At 71.6% G+C, this 16,156-nt stretch carries 15 protein-coding genes and 1 pseudogene; 3 read left to right on the top strand and 13 right to left on the bottom strand.

Features of this window, described 5'->3' with window-relative positions; all coding sequences use genetic code 11:
• Nucleotides 1-12 precede the first annotated feature (12 nt).
• Complete coding sequence (locus Aut01nite_RS36600) at nucleotides 13-480, bottom strand: Lrp/AsnC family transcriptional regulator (RefSeq protein WP_201775591.1); 468 nt, start codon at nucleotides 478-480, stop codon at nucleotides 13-15.
• Between the two features lie 139 nt (nucleotides 481-619).
• Between Aut01nite_RS36600 and ald the strand changes: the two genes are divergently transcribed.
• Nucleotides 620-1,735 (top strand): alanine dehydrogenase, encoded by a 1,116-nt coding sequence (ald, locus tag Aut01nite_RS36595; protein ID WP_043529558.1) that lies wholly within the window; start codon nucleotides 620-622, stop codon nucleotides 1,733-1,735.
• A 6-nt stretch (nucleotides 1,736-1,741) separates the two neighbouring features.
• Here the strand turns inward: ald and Aut01nite_RS36590 are convergent, their stop codons facing one another.
• The 8 genes from Aut01nite_RS36590 to Aut01nite_RS36550 all read right to left on the bottom strand — a co-directional run bounded on the left by Aut01nite_RS36590 (nucleotide 1,742) and on the right by Aut01nite_RS36550 (nucleotide 9,174).
• On the bottom strand, nucleotides 1,742-1,927 hold the full coding sequence (locus tag Aut01nite_RS36590) for a hypothetical protein (protein WP_043529559.1): 186 nt from the start codon (nucleotides 1,925-1,927) through the stop codon (nucleotides 1,742-1,744).
• A gap of 83 nt (nucleotides 1,928-2,010) precedes the next feature.
• The gene (locus tag Aut01nite_RS36585) at nucleotides 2,011-2,832 is read right to left on the bottom strand and encodes a MetQ/NlpA family ABC transporter substrate-binding protein (protein ID WP_043529562.1); all 822 of its coding nucleotides are present in this window, start codon (nucleotides 2,830-2,832) and stop codon (nucleotides 2,011-2,013) included.
• Between the two features lie 75 nt (nucleotides 2,833-2,907).
• Complete coding sequence (locus tag Aut01nite_RS36580) at nucleotides 2,908-3,564, bottom strand: methionine ABC transporter permease (RefSeq protein WP_043529564.1); 657 nt, start codon at nucleotides 3,562-3,564, stop codon at nucleotides 2,908-2,910.
• A complete protein-coding gene (locus Aut01nite_RS43990) occupies nucleotides 3,561-4,796 on the bottom strand; it encodes a methionine ABC transporter ATP-binding protein (protein WP_083999623.1) in 1,236 nt (411 codons plus the stop codon). The genes Aut01nite_RS36580 and Aut01nite_RS43990 overlap by 4 nt, the downstream gene beginning before the upstream one ends.
• 136 nt (nucleotides 4,797-4,932) lie before the next feature.
• Nucleotides 4,933-5,733 carry a response regulator transcription factor gene (locus Aut01nite_RS43985; RefSeq protein WP_043529566.1) on the bottom strand — a complete coding sequence of 267 codons (801 nt, stop codon included), beginning with the start codon at nucleotides 5,731-5,733 and terminating at the stop codon, nucleotides 4,933-4,935.
• Nucleotides 5,709-7,163, bottom strand: coding sequence for a sensor histidine kinase (locus Aut01nite_RS36560; protein ID WP_236642997.1), 1,455 nt, complete (start codon nucleotides 7,161-7,163; stop codon nucleotides 5,709-5,711). The genes Aut01nite_RS43985 and Aut01nite_RS36560 overlap by 25 nt, the downstream gene beginning before the upstream one ends.
• The gene (locus tag Aut01nite_RS36555; protein WP_043529568.1) at nucleotides 7,160-7,858 is read right to left on the bottom strand and encodes a YqeB family protein; all 699 of its coding nucleotides are present in this window, start codon (nucleotides 7,856-7,858) and stop codon (nucleotides 7,160-7,162) included. The genes Aut01nite_RS36560 and Aut01nite_RS36555 overlap by 4 nt, the downstream gene beginning before the upstream one ends.
• 104 nt (nucleotides 7,859-7,962) lie before the next feature.
• Entirely contained in the window at nucleotides 7,963-9,174 is a 1,212-nt protein-coding gene (locus Aut01nite_RS36550) for a PucR family transcriptional regulator (RefSeq protein ID WP_043529570.1), read from the bottom strand.
• Between the two features lie 75 nt (nucleotides 9,175-9,249).
• On the opposite strand from Aut01nite_RS36550, the gene Aut01nite_RS36545 reads away from it, so the two are divergent.
• On the top strand, nucleotides 9,250-10,362 hold the full coding sequence (locus tag Aut01nite_RS36545; RefSeq protein WP_052164256.1) for a ferredoxin reductase: 1,113 nt from the start codon (nucleotides 9,250-9,252) through the stop codon (nucleotides 10,360-10,362).
• A gap of 84 nt (nucleotides 10,363-10,446) precedes the next feature.
• Nucleotides 10,447-11,625: a fatty acid desaturase family protein gene (locus tag Aut01nite_RS36540; protein ID WP_043529575.1), complete on the top strand. Its 1,179-nt coding sequence runs from the start codon at nucleotides 10,447-10,449 to the stop codon at nucleotides 11,623-11,625.
• Between the two features lie 58 nt (nucleotides 11,626-11,683).
• On the opposite strand, the gene Aut01nite_RS36535 is transcribed toward Aut01nite_RS36540, so the two are convergent.
• The 4 genes and pseudogenes from Aut01nite_RS36535 to Aut01nite_RS36515 all read right to left on the bottom strand — a co-directional run.
• Complete coding sequence (locus Aut01nite_RS36535) at nucleotides 11,684-11,998, bottom strand: putative quinol monooxygenase (RefSeq protein ID WP_043529577.1); 315 nt, start codon at nucleotides 11,996-11,998, stop codon at nucleotides 11,684-11,686.
• A 44-nt stretch (nucleotides 11,999-12,042) separates the two neighbouring features.
• Nucleotides 12,043-14,061, bottom strand: coding sequence for a family 4 glycosyl hydrolase (locus tag Aut01nite_RS36530; protein WP_268871727.1), 2,019 nt, complete (start codon nucleotides 14,059-14,061; stop codon nucleotides 12,043-12,045).
• Between the two features lie 742 nt (nucleotides 14,062-14,803).
• On the bottom strand, nucleotides 14,804-15,847 hold the full coding sequence (locus Aut01nite_RS36520) for a carbohydrate kinase family protein (protein WP_043529579.1): 1,044 nt from the start codon (nucleotides 15,845-15,847) through the stop codon (nucleotides 14,804-14,806).
• 43 nt (nucleotides 15,848-15,890) lie between these two features.
• Nucleotides 15,891-16,156, bottom strand: a pseudogene (locus tag Aut01nite_RS36515) (hypothetical protein); the annotation flags it as partial.

The raw sequence follows: 16,156 nt of genomic DNA, 5'->3' as shown, positions 1-16,156 counted from the left end.
AGGCCGCGGCGGTCAGGAGCCGCGGCGGTGCTCGAAGATCAGGTACGTCTCGGTGCCGGCGATCAGGCCGGTGCCGCTGAGCCGTTCGGTGATGACGGCGCGCAGGTCGTCGACGTCGGCGCAGGCCACGTGCAGCAGGAAGTCGTAGGAGCCGGAGATGAAGTAGACGTCCCGGACGGCCGGGATGCCGGCCAGCGACTCGGCGAACCGGCCGATGGACTCCCGGGCGTCCGGCCGGATCCGGACGGCGATCATCGCCTGGATCGGGCGGCCGATCCAGGCGGGGTCGACGTCGGCGTGGAAACCGCGGACCGCGCCGATCTCCCGCAGCCGCCGGATCCGGGTGAGGCAGGTGGACGGGGCGATGCCGACGCGTTCGGCGAGGGCGTTGTTGGGCATCCGGCCGTCGGCCCGCAGCAGACTCAGCAACTCCAGGTCGATGTGGTCGAGACCCCGAACATCCTTCGGCAGATCGGTCACCGGGGGCCACACCATCGAAGCATCTGCTTCTCGGACGTCACGGGCAGAATCATCTTCGACCGTCTTGCCGTACGCCGCACATCGTTTCACTCTATCGCCAACGGAAGCGACGGCAGCACCCAAGGCGGAAGGAAGTCCCATGCACATCGGCGTGCCTGCGGAGGTCAAGAACCACGAGTACCGGGTGGCGATCACCCCGGCCGGCGTGGTCGAAGCGGTCCGGCACGGGCACCGGGTGTCGGTGCAGACCGGCGCCGGACTGGGTTCCGCGATCACCGACGACGACTACGTGGCGGCCGGCGCGGCCATCCTCCCCGGCGCGGACGCGGTTTGGGACGCCGCCGACATGATCCTCAAGGTGAAGGAGCCGATCGCCGAGGAGTACCACCGGCTGCGCGACGGTCAGATCCTCTTCACCTATCTGCATCTGGCAGCCGACCCGGACGGGACGAAAGCGCTGCTGAACAGCGGGACGACCGCCATCGCGTACGAGACCGTGCAGCTCGCCGACGGTTCCCTGCCGTTGCTCGCGCCGATGTCCGAGGTCGCCGGGCGGCTGGCTCCGCAGGTCGGCGCGTACAGCTTGATGAGCAACAGCGGCGGTCGCGGCGTGCTGCCGGGCGGGGTGCCCGGGGTGGCGCCCGCCAACATCACGATCATCGGTGGTGGTGTGTCCGGGGTGAACGCGGCGACCATCGCCCTCGGCCTCGGCGCTGACGTGACCGTGCTGGACTTGAGCATCCCGCGGCTGCGGCAGATCGACGCGCGGTTCGGCGGGCGGGTGAAGACGCTGGTGTCCAGCTCGTACGCGATCGAGCAGTCGGTCCTCGCCGCCGACATGGTGATCGGCGCGGTGCTGGTGCCCGGCGCGAAGGCCCCGAAACTGGTCGGCAACGAGCTGGTCAAGCGGATGAAGCCCGGCTCGGTGCTGGTCGACATCGCGATCGACCAGGGCGGCTGCTTCGAGGACTCTCGGCCGACCACCCACCAGAACCCGGTGTACCGGGTTCACGACTCGGTCTTCTACTGCGTGGCCAACATGCCCGGCGCGGTGCCGAACACCTCGACGTACGCCCTGACCAACGCCACCCTGCCGTACGCCCTGCGCCTCGCCGACCTGGGCTGGCGCGAGGCGCTGCGCGCCGACCCGGCCCTCGCGCTCGGCCTCAACGTGCACGCCGGCGCGCTCACCAACGACCTGGTCGGATCGGCCCTCGGGCTGCCCACCGAGAAGATCAGCGCGGTCCTGGCCTGACCCGGCTCAGGCCGCCGTGTGCAGGGCGCGCTCCTGCTCCAGGCTGAGAGCGGTGGCGGGACGGGCGTCCAGCCGGCGGGTCTCGACGAGCTCGACCTGGTCGCCGGGGTGGATCCGCGGCGGCAGGGCGCCGAAGCGCTCGCTGCGCGCACGTGCGATGACGGCCTCGCTGGGCCCGCTCTCCTCAGCCATGCACCGATCATCCTCCCGGCGCCGTCCCCCGGCAAGGAAACGCCGCCGCACCTGTGGACAGGTGCGGCGGCGTACCGGACGGATCAGAACGCGGCGAGGACGGAGCCCTGGTACTTGTCCTCGATGAACTTCTTGACCTCGGCGGAGTGCAGCAGCTTCTCCAGCTTGACCACCCGCGGGTCGGTCTCCTCACCGGCGCGGACCACGACCAGGTTCGCGTACGGGTTGTTCTCGCCGGTCTCCAGCGCGAGCGAGTCGGTGGCCGGCTTGAGGCCGGTCTCGATCGCGTAGTTGCCGTTGATCACCGAGATCGCGGTGTCCTCCAGGCTGCGCGGCAGCTGGGCCGCCTCGAGGGCCTTGAACTGGAGGTTCTTCGGGTTCGCGGTGATGTCCTTCTCGGTCGCCTTGACGCCGACGCCGTCCTTCAGCGTGAGCAGGCCGTTCTTGGCGAGCAGGTTGAGGGCCCGGCCCGAGTTCGACGGGTCGTTCGGGATGCCGACGACGCCGCCGGACGGCACCTCGGCGATGCTCTTGACGGTCTTGGAGTAGACGCCGAGCGGCTCGATGTGCACCGGCTTGAGCGCGGTGAACTTGTAGCCCTTAGCCGCGACTTCCTCCTCCAGGTACGGGATGTGCTGGAAGTAGTTGGCGTCGAGCTGCTTCTCGCTCAGGGCCACGTTCGGCTGGATGTAGTCGTTGAACTCTTTGATCTCGAGCTTCAGGCCCTCTTTGGCGGCCAGGTTCTCCGCGACGTATTTGAGGATCTCGCCGTGCGGGACCGGGCTGACGCCGACCGTGAGGGTGTCGGTCGACGTGGCCGCGCTGTCGTCGGACGAGCCGCAGGCGGCCAGGCCCAGGGTGAGGGTGGCGGCGGCCAGGACGGCGGCGAGGGAGCGGCGGCGCATGAGTGAACCTTTCACATCGATGGGTTTTGCAGGAATTGGGACGGACTCCGGAGCGGCCGAGGCCGGGATCCGGGATCAGCGGTGGGACAGCCTGCGGACGAGCAGGTCACCCACCATTTGAACGAGCTGGACGAAGACCACGAGGGCGACCACGGTGGCGATCATGACCTCGGTCTCGAAGCGCTGGTAGCCGTACCGGATCGCCAGGTCGCCGAGACCGCCGCCGCCGACCACACCGGCCATCGCCGAATAGCCGACCAGCGCGATCACCGTGATCGTCAGACCGGCCACCAGAGCCGGCAGCGCCTCACGGAGCAGCACCTTGCCGACGATCTGCCGCCGGGTGGCGCCCATCGCGGTGGCCGCGGCGACCACGTCCGCCGGCACCTCCCGCAACGCCGACTCGACGATCCGGGCGAAGAACGGGATGGCGCCGATGGTCAACGGGACGATCGCCGCGTCGGTGCCGATCGTGGTGCCGACCACCGCCCGGGTGAACGGGATGACCGCCACCAGCAGGATGATGAACGGCAGGGACCGGCCCACGTTGACGATCAGGCCGAGGACCGCGTTGACCGGCGGCGCCGGGAGCAGCCCGCCCCGGGCGGTGAGCACCAGCAGCACCCCGACGAGCAGGCCGCCGACCGCGGTGAGCAGCGCCGAGACGCCGACCATCCAGCCGGTCTCCTGGGCGCCCAGGTTCAGCAGTTCCAGGACTTCGGACCAGGTCATCGGGTGACTCCGCGCTCACGCAGGTATTCGAGGGCGGCCCGGTTGTCGTCCGCCCGGCCGGGCAGGGCCAGACGCCAGCGCCCGGCCCGCGTCGTGGCGAGGGTCTCCACCGACCCGCCGAGAATACGCACGTCCACGTCGAACCGCCGGGCCAGCTCGGCGATGATCGGCTCGTCCGCCGCGGGCCCACTGACGGTGATGTCCACGATCGTGACCTCACCGTCCGCCACCGCGACCCCCGCACCGGCCGACGTCCCGCCGACCGCCGTCGCACCAGCCGCCGTCGCACCGACCGTCGCCGGGCCCGTCGTGGCCGCACCGACCGTCGCCGCGCCCGTCGTGGCCGCACCGACCGCCGCCGCGCCCGTCGTGGCCGCGGCGTTCGCCGTCACGCCGTTCGCCGTCGCGGCGTTCGCCGTCACGCCGTTCGCCGTCGCGCCTTGGGGCGCTGCCGGTCCGGAACGCACCGGCGCGGAGCCGAGGACCGCCGTGGTGGCGGTGTCCAGCGGGAACAGGTCGCGAGCCAGCTCGGAGTCGGGCCGGCGGAGCAGATCGGCGATCGTGCCGGACTCGACGAACCGCCCGTCCCGCATCACCGCCGCCGAGGTGCAGATCCGCTTCACCACGGTCATCTCGTGCGTGATCAGCAGGATGGTCAGCCCCAGCCGGCGGTTGAGGTCGAGCAGCAGCCGCAGGATCGAGTCGGTGGTCTCCGGGTCGAGCGCCGAGGTCGCCTCATCCGAGAGCAGAACCCGGGGCCGCGCGGCGAGCGCACGGGCGATCCCGACCCGCTGCTTCTGCCCACCGGAGAGCTGAGCGGGGTACGCCTCGGCGCGATCGGTCAGCCCCACCAGCTCGAGCAACTCGGCGACGCGGGCCTTGCGCTCGGCCCGCGGGGTGCCGATGACCTCCAGGGCGAACGCCACGTTTCCCGCGACGGTCCGCGACGACAGCAGCGCGAAGTGCTGGTGGATCATCCCGATGCCGTGCCGGGCGATCCGCAGCTGCTTGCCGCCCAGCGCGGTCAGCTCGAGCCCGCCGACCGTGACGGTGCCGGCGTCCGGGCGTTCCAGCATGTTGACGCACCGGAGAAGGGTGCTCTTGCCCGCTCCGCTGCGCCCCAGCACACCGAAGACCTCGCCCTCGCCGACGCTGAGGTCGACACCGTCGACAGCGACGACGGAACCCCTCTTCGAGCGGTACGTTTTACGTAGACCGCTTATTTCGATCACGTGAACACCCTGGTCAGCAGTTGTGACGAGCGTCGCAAAACATACTTAATCAGTGGGCTTTGCGGCGAGCCCCAGGTTAGCCCGTGTCACACCCGGAAGCCAACTCGTGTAACGACCCTCACGACCCCCGTCACTTTCATCGGGCCTCGTGGATGAGAATCGCGATCTGCACCCGGTTGCCGCACCCGAGTTTGTCCAGGATCCGCGAGACATACGCCTTCACCGTCGGGACACTCATGTGCAGTTCGCCACTGATCTCGGCATTGGACCGCCCGGTCGCCACCGCCTCGGCCACCTCCCGCTCCCGCTCGGACAGCCGCCCCAGTGCCGCCCGCGCGTTCCGCCTCGCCTCCGCGGCCCGCCCGCCGTCACCGCGACCGGCGTCACCGCGACCGGCGCCCGTCCCACCGGCGCCGGCGCCACGGCCGGACTCCCCGACCCCGCCCACCCGGGCGGCCCCGCCGCCGAGATCACTGCCGTCGTCACGACCGGAGCCGCCGTCGCCGCCGCGGCCGACCGCGTAGTCGATCAGGCGTGGCACCACGGCCGGCGCCAGGATCGACTCGCCCGCGGCCGCACGGCGGACCGCGTTCAGGATCTCGGTGGGCGCGATGTCCTTGAGCAGGAAGCCGTTCGCACCGAGCCGCAGCGCGCCGAGCAGGTTCTCGTCGGTGTCGAAAGTGGTCAGCACGATGATCGCCGGCGCCGGGCCGTCGCGCCGTAGCGCCTCGGTCGCGGCGAGCCCGTCCATCCGCGGCATCCGCACATCCATCAGCACGACGTCCGGCTGCAGGCCGCGGCACATCTCGACCGCCTCCGCGCCGTCACCCGCCTCCCCGACGATCCGGATCTCGGGAGCCGCCCCCAGCACCAGCGACAGACCGACCCGCACCAGCGGGTCGTCGTCGGCGATCAGGACCCGGACGGTGTCGGCCATGGCAACCAGGCTTCCAGATCGAAGGTGAGACCGGTCCGCGGGTCCCCCCGGACGCCGTGCCGCATCCGCCCGTCGAGCAGATCGACCCGCTCGGCCAGCCCGACGAGGCCGCTGCCCGCCCCGGGCACCTCGGTCCGCCCGCTGCCGGCGCGGGGCCCCGGCAACAGCGGATTCGAGACCAGGACGTGCAACGCGCCGTCGGGAGCCCGGTCGAGCAGCACCGTCACGAGGGCCCCGCCGGCGTGCTTCCCGGCGTTGGTCAGGCCCTCCTGGACGAGACGGTAGACGGTGCGGCCCAGCGAGCCGCTGACCGGACGGTCGCCCAGACGGTCGCGGAGATCGACCCGCACACCCGCCCGCTCGGCCTCCGCCACCAGCTCACCCAGGTGCTCCAGGCCGGGCTGGGGACGCAGCGCGTCACCCGGGCCGGCCCGCAGCACGCCGAGGATCTCGCGCAGGTCCTCGAGGGCGTGATGGGCACTGTCACGGATCGTGGTGGCGGCCCGGGCCACCTCGCCGGGCGTGAGATCGGGGCGGATCTGCAGCGCGCCGGCGTGCAGGCTGACCATGGAGATCCGGTGGGCGAGCGCGTCGTGCATCTCCCGGGCGATCCGCTCCCGCTCCAGCGCGCGGAGCCGGTCGGCGCGCAGCCGCGCCTCCTCCTCGGCGCGGGCGGCCCGCTCCCGCAACGACTCGATCAGCTCCCGCCGCGAGCGGGCGGCCATCCCGGCCGCCAGAGTGGAGGCGATGAACGCGACTGCCAGCAGGAGACCGAAGGGCCACGGCACGGACGGATCCGGGAACAGGAACAGGTAGGCGGTCGCGCCCACGAGGTTGACCACGGTGGCCACGACGACATCCCGGCCGCGCCGGCGGGAGACGACCGTGTAGTACGCGATCAGCGCGGCGATGCCGGCCCCGTCGGTGGCCAGAGCCGCGACCGCGAGGAACACCGCGACGCGCGTCGGATGGCGGCGCCGCCACCACAGCGTCAGGGAGAACAGGCAACCGAGCGCGAAGAACAGGGCCATCGCCTCGTCGGAGAAGTGCCGGAACGACGCGGCGTCGCCGATCAGGAGCAGCCCACCGAACCAGGACACCAGGATCGCCGTGGCGTCCCAGGCGCGGCCCCGGATCCGGGCACCCAGGCCTCGCCTCGCCCGCCGCACCGGGGCAGGCGTGCCCACCGCCGGAGACGCCTTCACGCCCGCGGGAAGCACTTCGACCGGCTCGACCGCCGCCGGAGACGCCACCGCGCCCGAGGAGGGCCCCTCGACCGGCTCGACCACCGCGCCCGCGGAGAGCCCTTCGACCGGCTCGACCACCGCGCCCGAGGAGAGCCCTTCGACCGGCTCGGCGGCCGTCGGGGAACCCGCGCGCCGGCCCGGCTCGGCGTCCGGTGCCGCCCGCGGCAGCCGGTGCGCGGTCACGAGCTGACCAGGGGGCGCCAGAACTGCCGGTCGCCCTCGTCACGGACCGAGTAGCCCAGTTTCTCCAGGGACTCGCGGAGCTCGGCGGCCTCGCGGGCGGCTTTCTTACGGACGGCGACGGCGCGGGCGGACAGGACCGCCTCGGCGGCCACCGGCAGCAGGCCGGTGCCCGGCACCCAGGGCTGGTAGAGCTCGGTGAAGGGGTCGCCGTCCCGCCAGGGATAGCCGTACTCCCGGAAGGTCTGCTCCAGCGGGCCGCCGTCGGCCTGCGGCTCGCCGTGGAACAGGTGCCGTGACTCCCGGTCGAGGATCACGAGCCGGTCGCCGTGCAGGAAGACGAAGTCGATCCGGGTCCGCGGGACGGTGATCACGTCGTCGCCGGTCTGCAGGCGGACCTCGCCGGGGGCGATCGTCACGCGGGCGCTCCGGCGCACCATCTCGACACTGGCCAGCGCGCCCAGGACAGCGAGGATGACGGCCTGCACGGCCACCTCCCACCAGGCGTCGACGGAGGAGGCCAGTCTCCACACCACGCCGAAGACGGGGAAGCGCTTGTCGACCAGCCAGCGGGCCAGCACCGGCAGCAGCACGGCCAGCAGAATCCCGAGGGCGGCCGGGCCGAGCAGCACGATCACCCGGCCGGCTGGGGAGAACGTGAGCACCGTGGGTGTCCGCTCGGTCGTCCCGCCGCTCATCGTGCTCGCCTCCAGGTGTCCGCTGATGCACGGCTGACGCTATGCCGCGTGCGGACCCCTGGCCAGTTCTCCAAGGTCGATGACCCTCGACTTTGGTATATGCCTCAGGATCCGGGGACGGCCAGGGCGATGGTCAGGGCCAGGACCCACTGCGGGTCGCGGAGACGGTCACCGTAGAGCTCGCGCAGCCGGGCCATCCGATAGCGGACCGTCTGCGGGTGCACGAACAGTTCGGCGGCGACGTCCTCGCGGCGGCCGTGGTGCAGCAGCCAGCTGCGCAGCGTCTCGACCAGTTTGGCGGCGGCCGCGCCCCGCTCCCCGGCGAGCGGGGCGAGCGCCCAGGCCCGCAGATCCTCCAGCGCGCTCGGATCGGCGGTGATCACGACCTCGGCCAGATGGTCCTCGGTGTCGACGACGGCGCCCCCGGCCGGCGGATGGATCCGGTGCACCCGGATCGCCCGATCCAGCGAGCTGTTCGCCTCGACCCAGGGCCGGGCCGGGCCGATGACCACACCGTGACCGGTGAGCAGGCGGGTGAGGGTCGGGCGGGAGCCGCCCTGCGGGTCGGGGACGAGCAGGACCGACATCCCGGGCAGATCGGGTACGGCGTCGGCGAGCTGAAGCGTCCGCCGGTCGAGCAGGTCGATGACCCAGCGTGCCGCCCGCTCCGGCAGCAGCAGCGCCGTCAGGGTCGTCGGCGGCGTCCACTCGGCCTGCTCCGCCAGACCGTGCACCACGTGCGCCGGCTCGCCCGCCGCCAGTGCCTGCGCCAGTTCCTGCAGGCGGCGCTGCCGGATCCGGCCGGAGGCCGCGAGCTCGTCGGCGTGCCCCGCGACACTCGCCGCGGACAGCTCGTCGATGTAGGCGAAGACGAGTTCGGCGAAGTCGGCGATGGTCGCGGAGGGCTGGCCGGCCGCCACGCTGATCGCGGCCAGCTCCCGCCACGCCACCCGGGCGCCGACCCGGTAGGCGGCGAGCAGCGCGTCCAGGCTCCGGCCGTTGCGGGCCTCGCCGCGGCCGAGCGCGTACGCGGCCTCGACCGCTGCCCCCATCGGGGTGCCGGGATGGGCGCCGGTCTCCGGGCCGGTCCGGCCGCCCGCCTGGGAGACGAGGTCGAGGAAGGCGCCGAGCGCGGCCCGGACCGCGCGCGCGATCTTGAGCCCGAGCGCTCCGGCGAACGGTTCCGCGTACGCCGGGACCTCCTCGATGATCGCCGCGATGGTCCGCGAGGAGACGTCCGCCAGACCGTGCCGCAGCGGATCGACGACCTCCACCGGTAGGCGGTACGATCTCACACCTCGGAGCGGCTGTTTCACGAGAACCTCACGTTTAACGGACCAACATTGTTCGTCACGAACAATAAAGCCGTCCGGGATTCACTTCTACTGGTCATGATTTTACGTCTGGTAGCGGGCAGGCTTGGTCACGTGCCTGCTACACAGAGATTGCGCGACGGCGCGTGGCGTGTGGTCGAGCTGCTCACCACCCCGGTGGTGCCGGCCGACTACCTCGACGTGATCGCACCCCTGCGCAACCCGACCGTCCTGCGTGCCCGGATCGAAGCGGTACGCCCCGAGACCGCCAAGGCGGTCACCCTCGAGTTGCGTCCCGGACGCGGCTGGCAGTCACACGAGCCAGGCCAGTACGTGCGTCTCGGCGTCGACGTCGACGGGGTACGCCTGTGGCGCGCCTACTCGGTGAGCAGCCGGGCCGGCCGTCCCGACGGCAGGTTCACCGTCACCGTCAACGCCGTCGAGGGTGGCGCGGTCAGCTCGTACCTGCTGACCCAGGCCCGCAAGGGCATGATCGTCCATCTCGACCTGCCCACCGGTGATTTCGTCCTGCCCGCCCAGCGGCCGGCGAAGACCCTGTTCGTGACCGCGGGCAGCGGCATCACCCCGGTGATGGGCATGCTCCGCAGCGCCCTGCACGAACTGTCCGACGTGGTCGTCGTGCACTCGGCGCGAACCGCCGACGACGTGGTCTTCGGCGCCGAGCTGCGCGCCCTCGCCGCCGACGGCCGGATCCGGCTGATCGAGCGGCACACCCGCGCCGACGGGCGGCTCAAGCCCGCCAAGCTGGCCGACCTGGTGCCGGACCTGTTCGAGCGGGAGACCTGGGCCTGTGGCCCCGGCGAGCTGCTGGACGACCTGCAGCAGCACTGGGCCGACGCCGGCGCCGCCGAACGCCTGCACGTCGAGCGTTTCCGGCCCACCGTGCTGGTCGCCGGAGACGGCGGCACGGTCACCTTCGCCAAGTCGGGCCTGGTCGTCGAGGCGCCGGCCGGCACGTCGATCCTCGACGCCGGTGAGGCCGCCGGCCAGCTGATGAAGTCCGGCTGCCGGATGGGCATCTGCTTCAAGTGCGTGCTGCCGATGCGTGAGGGCATCGTCCGCGACATGCGCGACGGCACGATCACCACCGCGACCGAGGTCGACGGTGACAACGTCCTGATCCAGACCTGTGTCTCGGCCGCCGCCGGGCCGTGCCGACTGGACGCCTGACCACATATCCCCACCCCGGTCCCCTCCTGGCGAGCCCGCAACCTCGCCAGCCCGGCCGGAAACCTGGAAAGACGAGGAATACCTGTGACGACGCTGCAGCGCAAGGAAGTCAACCCGATCGCCCACCTGTCCGCCGAGGACATCGAGCAGATCGGCCGCGAGCTCGACGCGATCCGCGACGAGACCCTCGCGGTCCGCGGCGAGAAGGACGCGAAGTACATCCGCCGGATGATCAAGATCCAGCGGCGCCTCGAGCTCGGCAGCCGCGCCGTGCTGCTGTTCTCGATCTTCCCGCCCGCCTGGATCCTCGGCACGGCCGGCCTCTCCATCGCCAAGATCCTGGAGAACATGGAGATCGGCCACAACATCCTGCACGGCCAGTACGACTTCATGCGCGACCCGAAGATCCACTCCACCACCTGGGAGTGGGACTTCGCCTCCCCCGCCGAGCAGTGGAAGCACGCCCACAACGAGCTGCACCACAAGTACACCAACGTGGTCGGGCGGGACAACGACCTCGGTTACGGCATCATGCGCGTCGACGAGCAGCAGCGGTGGGCCCCCGCGCACCTCGGCCAGCCGCTCTACAACTTCATCAACGCCTGCCTCTTCGAGTACGGCATCGCCGCGTACGACCTGGAGCTCGGCCGCAACCTGGCCACCAAGAAGCGGCGCAACAACCCCGAATTCCGGGCCCGTCTGCGCCAGGTCGGCCGCAAGATCCGCAGCCAGGTGCTGAAGGATTACGTCGCGCACCCGGTTCTGTCGGTGCCGGTCGGCCTCGCGTTCGGCAACCCGTTCGGCGCGCTGTTCGGCACGATGGCGGCGAACGCGGTGGCCAACGTGGTCCGCAACCTGTGGAGCCACTCGGTCATCATGTGCGGCCACTTCCCGAAGGGCGTCGAGACCTTCGAGCGTACGTCGATCACCGGTGAGACCCGCGGCGAGTGGTACCTCCGGCAGATGCTCGGCTCCGCCAACATCTCCGGCAGCAAGCTGATGCACATCATGACCGGCAACCTGTCGCACCAGATCGAGCACCACCTCTTCCCCGATCTGCCGGCCAGCCGTTACGCCGAGATCGCGCCGAAGGTCCGGGCCCTCTTCGAGAAGTACGACCTCAAGTACGTCACCGGGCCGCTCGTCGTGCAGGTCGCGTCGGCATGGGCCAAGGTCTTCCGCCTGGCCCTGCCGAACCGCAAGCCGGCCCGCGACATCGACCACTCGGTCCCGCCGCGCCAGCCCGCCCAGGTCGCCGCCTGAGCCACCCCGCCGCACCGAACCCCGCCCGCCGTGTGCCCACACGGCGGGCGTTCGGCTGTCAGCCCGGCCCCGACGGGAGGCCCAGACCGCCCAGGACGGTGAACTCCCGGCTGGTGAACTCGCCGGTCAGCAACGGCATCGCCCGGCCGATCGCGGCCCTCGTCTCCGGCAGCCGCAGAGAGGCGTCGTGGTGCTCCTTGCTGTCCCACACCTCGGTGACCCAGATCGTCTGATCGTCGTCGTCGGCGACACCCACCACGTAGAGATGACAGCCGGCGTCACGCACCCCCGCCGCGGCGGCCAGCAGGATCCGCACCACCTCGTCGCGGTGGCCCGGCTCGGCCTTCATGGAACCGAAGTAGCCGAATCTCACGACCGTCCCCCTCTCTCCTTCACACCCCTCCAGGTACGACACTCTCAGCCGCGCAGGTAGGCGAGTCCCGGAAGCTCGGCACGGTAGGCGTCGATCAGGCGGCGCGCGACCGGCTCGGAACCGACGAGCGGATGGGCGGCCATCGCCCGTACCGCCGCGGCTCTCGACCCGGTGGTGACCGCTTGGAGCACCCACCGCTCGGCGGACTTGACCGCCGTGACCAGCCCGGTGCCGTGCGCCGGAAGCGGCGCGACACGCTGCGCGACCGCGCCGCGGCCGTCCACCAGACAGGGGACCTCCACCACCGCATCGTCGTCCAGAACGGCGATCGTGCCCCGATTACGGACGTTGAGGATCAGGGTCGCCGGCTCGTCACGGGCGAGCGCGCGCATCACCGCCAGCGCGACACCCTCGTAACCGGCCGGCCGGGACTCGTCGTGCTCCCGCTCGCCGGCGCCCGTGAGCTCCCGGTTCTCGGCCATGTAGGTGGCCTCGCGCTCGCGCCACGCCGCCAGCCAGGCGTCGAGCGGATCGCGGGCCGGCGAACGGATCTCGGCATAGCAGTGACTCTGCTGGTCCAGCAGGAACTCGCCGCGGGTCCGCGCGGCGTCCCGGACGGCGGCGAGGGTTCCGGCGGGATCGTAGTAGTAGTGCAGATACTCATTGGGTACGGCTCCGAGCTCGCGAAGCAGCCCGGCCCCGAAGAGCCGCCCCTCCTCGAACGACTCCACCCGCTCGTCGTCCGCCAGCAACCCGCCGAGCAGTCCTCCGGCCTCCCCCCACCCGGCACGACCAGCACCCCCGGTAACGCCACCGGCACCAACACCAACCGCACCACCGACACGGTCGGCACCAACACCAACCGCACTACCCGCGCTGACAGCACCACCCACACCGGGAGTACTCACACCACCACTGGTACCACCGGTGCCGCGAGCATCAGTCGCACCGACAGCACCAGCGGCGCCGCCGACACCATCGGGGCCACCGGCATCGCCGGCATCCGCACCGCTGCCACCGCCGATTCTGCTGGCACCCGCCCCGGTGCCACCGCTGGCACCGCCGGCATCCGCCCCGCTGGCACCGCCGACACTGCTGGCACCGCTGGCACCGCTGGCACCGCTGGCACTGCTGGCATCCGCACCGCTGGCACCGCCGACACTGCTGGCACCGCCGACACCGCTGGCACCCGCCCCGCTGCCACCGCGAACACCGCTGGCACGGCCAGCACCTGCACCGCTTGCACCACCTACACCGCGGATCTTGGACGATTCTCCACCGGATTCGGTGGCAAATCGCCCAAGATCAACAACGCTGGCGGAAGCGCGACCGCGCGCGGATATGCGGCTGGAAGTGGGGGTGATGGTGGCGGTTGGGGTGGTGGCGGTGGCGGTTGCAGTGGTGGCGGTTGGGCCGATGGTGGCGGTTGGGGTGATGGTCGCAGTGGTGAGGGGGTGGATGCCGTAGAGCCAGCCCAGGTGGTTGAGACCGGCGTAGTCGACACGCACCGACGCGGGATCGGCGCCGACAGCCCGCACCACCCGGTCGACCAGACCGGACGGCGAGTCACAGATGCCGATCACGCGGTCGCCGAGGACTCCGGCCATCGCTTCGGTGACCAGACCGGCCGGGTTCGTGAAGTTGATCGTCCAGGCGCCCGGGGCGAGCCGGGCGATACGTTCGGCGATGCGGCGGGCTTCGGGGACGGTCCGCAAGCCGTACGCGATACCCCCCGCCCCGACCGTCTCCTGCCCCAGCACGCCCGCCGCGAGCGCCACCCGCTCGTCGACCACGCGCCCGTGCAGGCCGCCCACCCGGATCGCGCAGAACACGAAGTCCGCGCCGGTCACCGCCGTATCCAGGTCGGTGGTGGTGACGAGGGCGGGAGCGTCCGGTACGTCCCGGGCCTGGGCGTCCAGCACCCGGCCGATCGCGTCCAGCCGGTCCTTGTCGACATCATGGAGGACCAGCTCGGTGATGCCGGTCCGCCGCCGGTCGGCGAGCAGCGCCCGGTGCACCAGCGGAACCCGGAACCCGCCGCCACCCAGAATCGTCAGTCGCATCCCATCCCCTTACCTCGTCACCCTCAGCCACCAGCGATCTGCCGCCGCTTCCCTGTCGATCTTGCGAGTGTGCGCCGGAGCCTCCCACCCAGCCTCCTCGCCATGGGTGCCGAAACTCCGGTGGATCGACCCGCCCGCCGTTCCCCACATCGCGATCTTGAACGATTCGCCCTCGTCCGCCGGGCGGCAACACCTCCGTATCCGCTGGCGGCGGTGGCATTCGTGGCACCCCCACTGTCGGCATCGGAACGTGAACAGATCGGTCCGGGCTCGACCGGGCGGGCTGGGCCGCGCGGGTGGAGCCGGGCCGGACGGCGAAGCCTGCGAAAAGTGCACCGCCAGAGCGGGGCTGAGGCCGGAACGAGAGCCGGGGCCAGAGCGGGGGCTGCAGCCAGAACGAGGGCCGGAGCCAGAGCGGGGCTGCAGCCAGAACGGGGGTCCGAACCAGAACGGGACCGGGACCGGAACGAGAGCCCAAGCCAAAGCGAGGCTGCAGCCAGAACGAGGGCCCGAACCGAAACGGCGCTGGGCCAGAGCAGGGCTGGGGCCGGAACGAGAGCCGGAGCCAAAGCGGGGCTGCAGCCAGAACGGGGGTCCGAACCAGAACGGGACCGGGACCGGAACGAGAGCCCAAGCCAAAGCGAGGCTGCAGCCAGAACGAGGGCCCGAACCGAAACGGCGCTGGGCCAGAGCAGGGCTGGGGCCGGAACGAGGGCTGGGCGAAAGCCGAAGTGACGGCTGGTCAGTGTTCGGCCTGGGCGTCGGAGAGGCGGGCGATGGTGGCGGTCGCCCGGTGGACGGCGGTGCGGCTGCCGGGGGGGATCACGTCGCTGAGGAAGCCGAAACGCCCGGCCAGGTCGGAGCGGGACTCGTCGAGGCGGACGGCCTGCCACCAGTCGGCGATGTCGCCCCAGCCCGGGGCGGACAGCGATCCTCCGAAGTGCTGCACCGACAGGGCGCCGACCAGGGTGGCGAAGGCGACCCGGTCGGTGAGCGGCCAGCCGCCGAGGGTGCCGGTGATGAAGGCCGCGGTGAAGACGTCGCCGGCGCCGGTCGGGTCGAGGGCCGTCACCGGGACGCCGGGCACCGACGCGACCTCGCCGGTCGTGCCGTCGACGGCCAGGGCGCCGTCGGCGCCGCAGGTCACCACCACGACCGGGACCAGACCGGACAGTTTCTCCAAGGCCTGCCGGGGATCGTCGGTCCGGGCGTAGCGCATCGCCTCCACCGAGTTCGGCAGGAAGGCGTGGCAGTCGGACAGCACCCCGAGCACGTCGGAGGACCACTGGTCGGTCTCGTCCCAGCCGACGTCGGCGAACACCAGGGTGCCGGCCGCGCGGGCCCGCCGCACCCAGCCCATCCCCTCGGGCGCCAGGCTGACCGCGGCGCTGCGGGCCGCGGGCAGGCCGTTGACCAGGCCGTCGGCGTCGGTCGGCAGCGGATGCCCGTGGGTGATCATGCTGCGGTCGCGGTCGTACGCCAGGGAGACGGTCACCGGGGAGTGCCAGTCGTCGACGCGGCGTGACGAGGACAGGTCGATGCCCTCCTGCCGGCTCAGCACCCGGTGGCAGAACTCGCCGTAGGCGTCCGAGCTCAGCGCCGTGCCGAGGCCGGTGTGCAGGCCGAGGCGGCTCGCGGCCACGGCCAGATTGGCGACGCCACCGGGACAGGAGCCCATGCCGGACGCCCACACCTCGGTGCCGGGCCCGGGCAACTCACGCAGACCGGTGAAGATCACGTCAAGATAGACGACTCCCGGGACGAACAGGTCGAGCTGTCGAGCCATCGTCCGATCTTAGCCCTGCTCCCATCGGCGAAGTCGTCATTGATCACCGCGCCTTTCGGAGATCGGCATGGCTGGCACGCAGCGTGTCCGCGGACCGCTCGGTGCCCGGTGGCCGCATCGAGTCGATCAGCTGCCACGCCTCGTCCAGTGCCTGGGACAGCTCGCCGATCCGCTGGGCGTGCTGACGGCGGACGTCCTCCCGCACCTTCTCGATCCGCCGCATCCACCCCTCGGCGCTCGCGGCGGACGGCTGCTGCGGAACGGAGGCCGGAGGCGGCGAAGGAGCGGAAGCCGGAGAGGGCGAAAGAG

This window comes from Actinoplanes utahensis (genome assembly GCF_016862455.1).
GTDB classification, from domain to species: Bacteria; Actinomycetota; Actinomycetes; order Mycobacteriales; family Micromonosporaceae; genus Actinoplanes; species Actinoplanes utahensis.
Note: the sequence above shows the minus strand (reverse complement) of the source record. Positions and strands in the feature narration are given on the sequence as shown.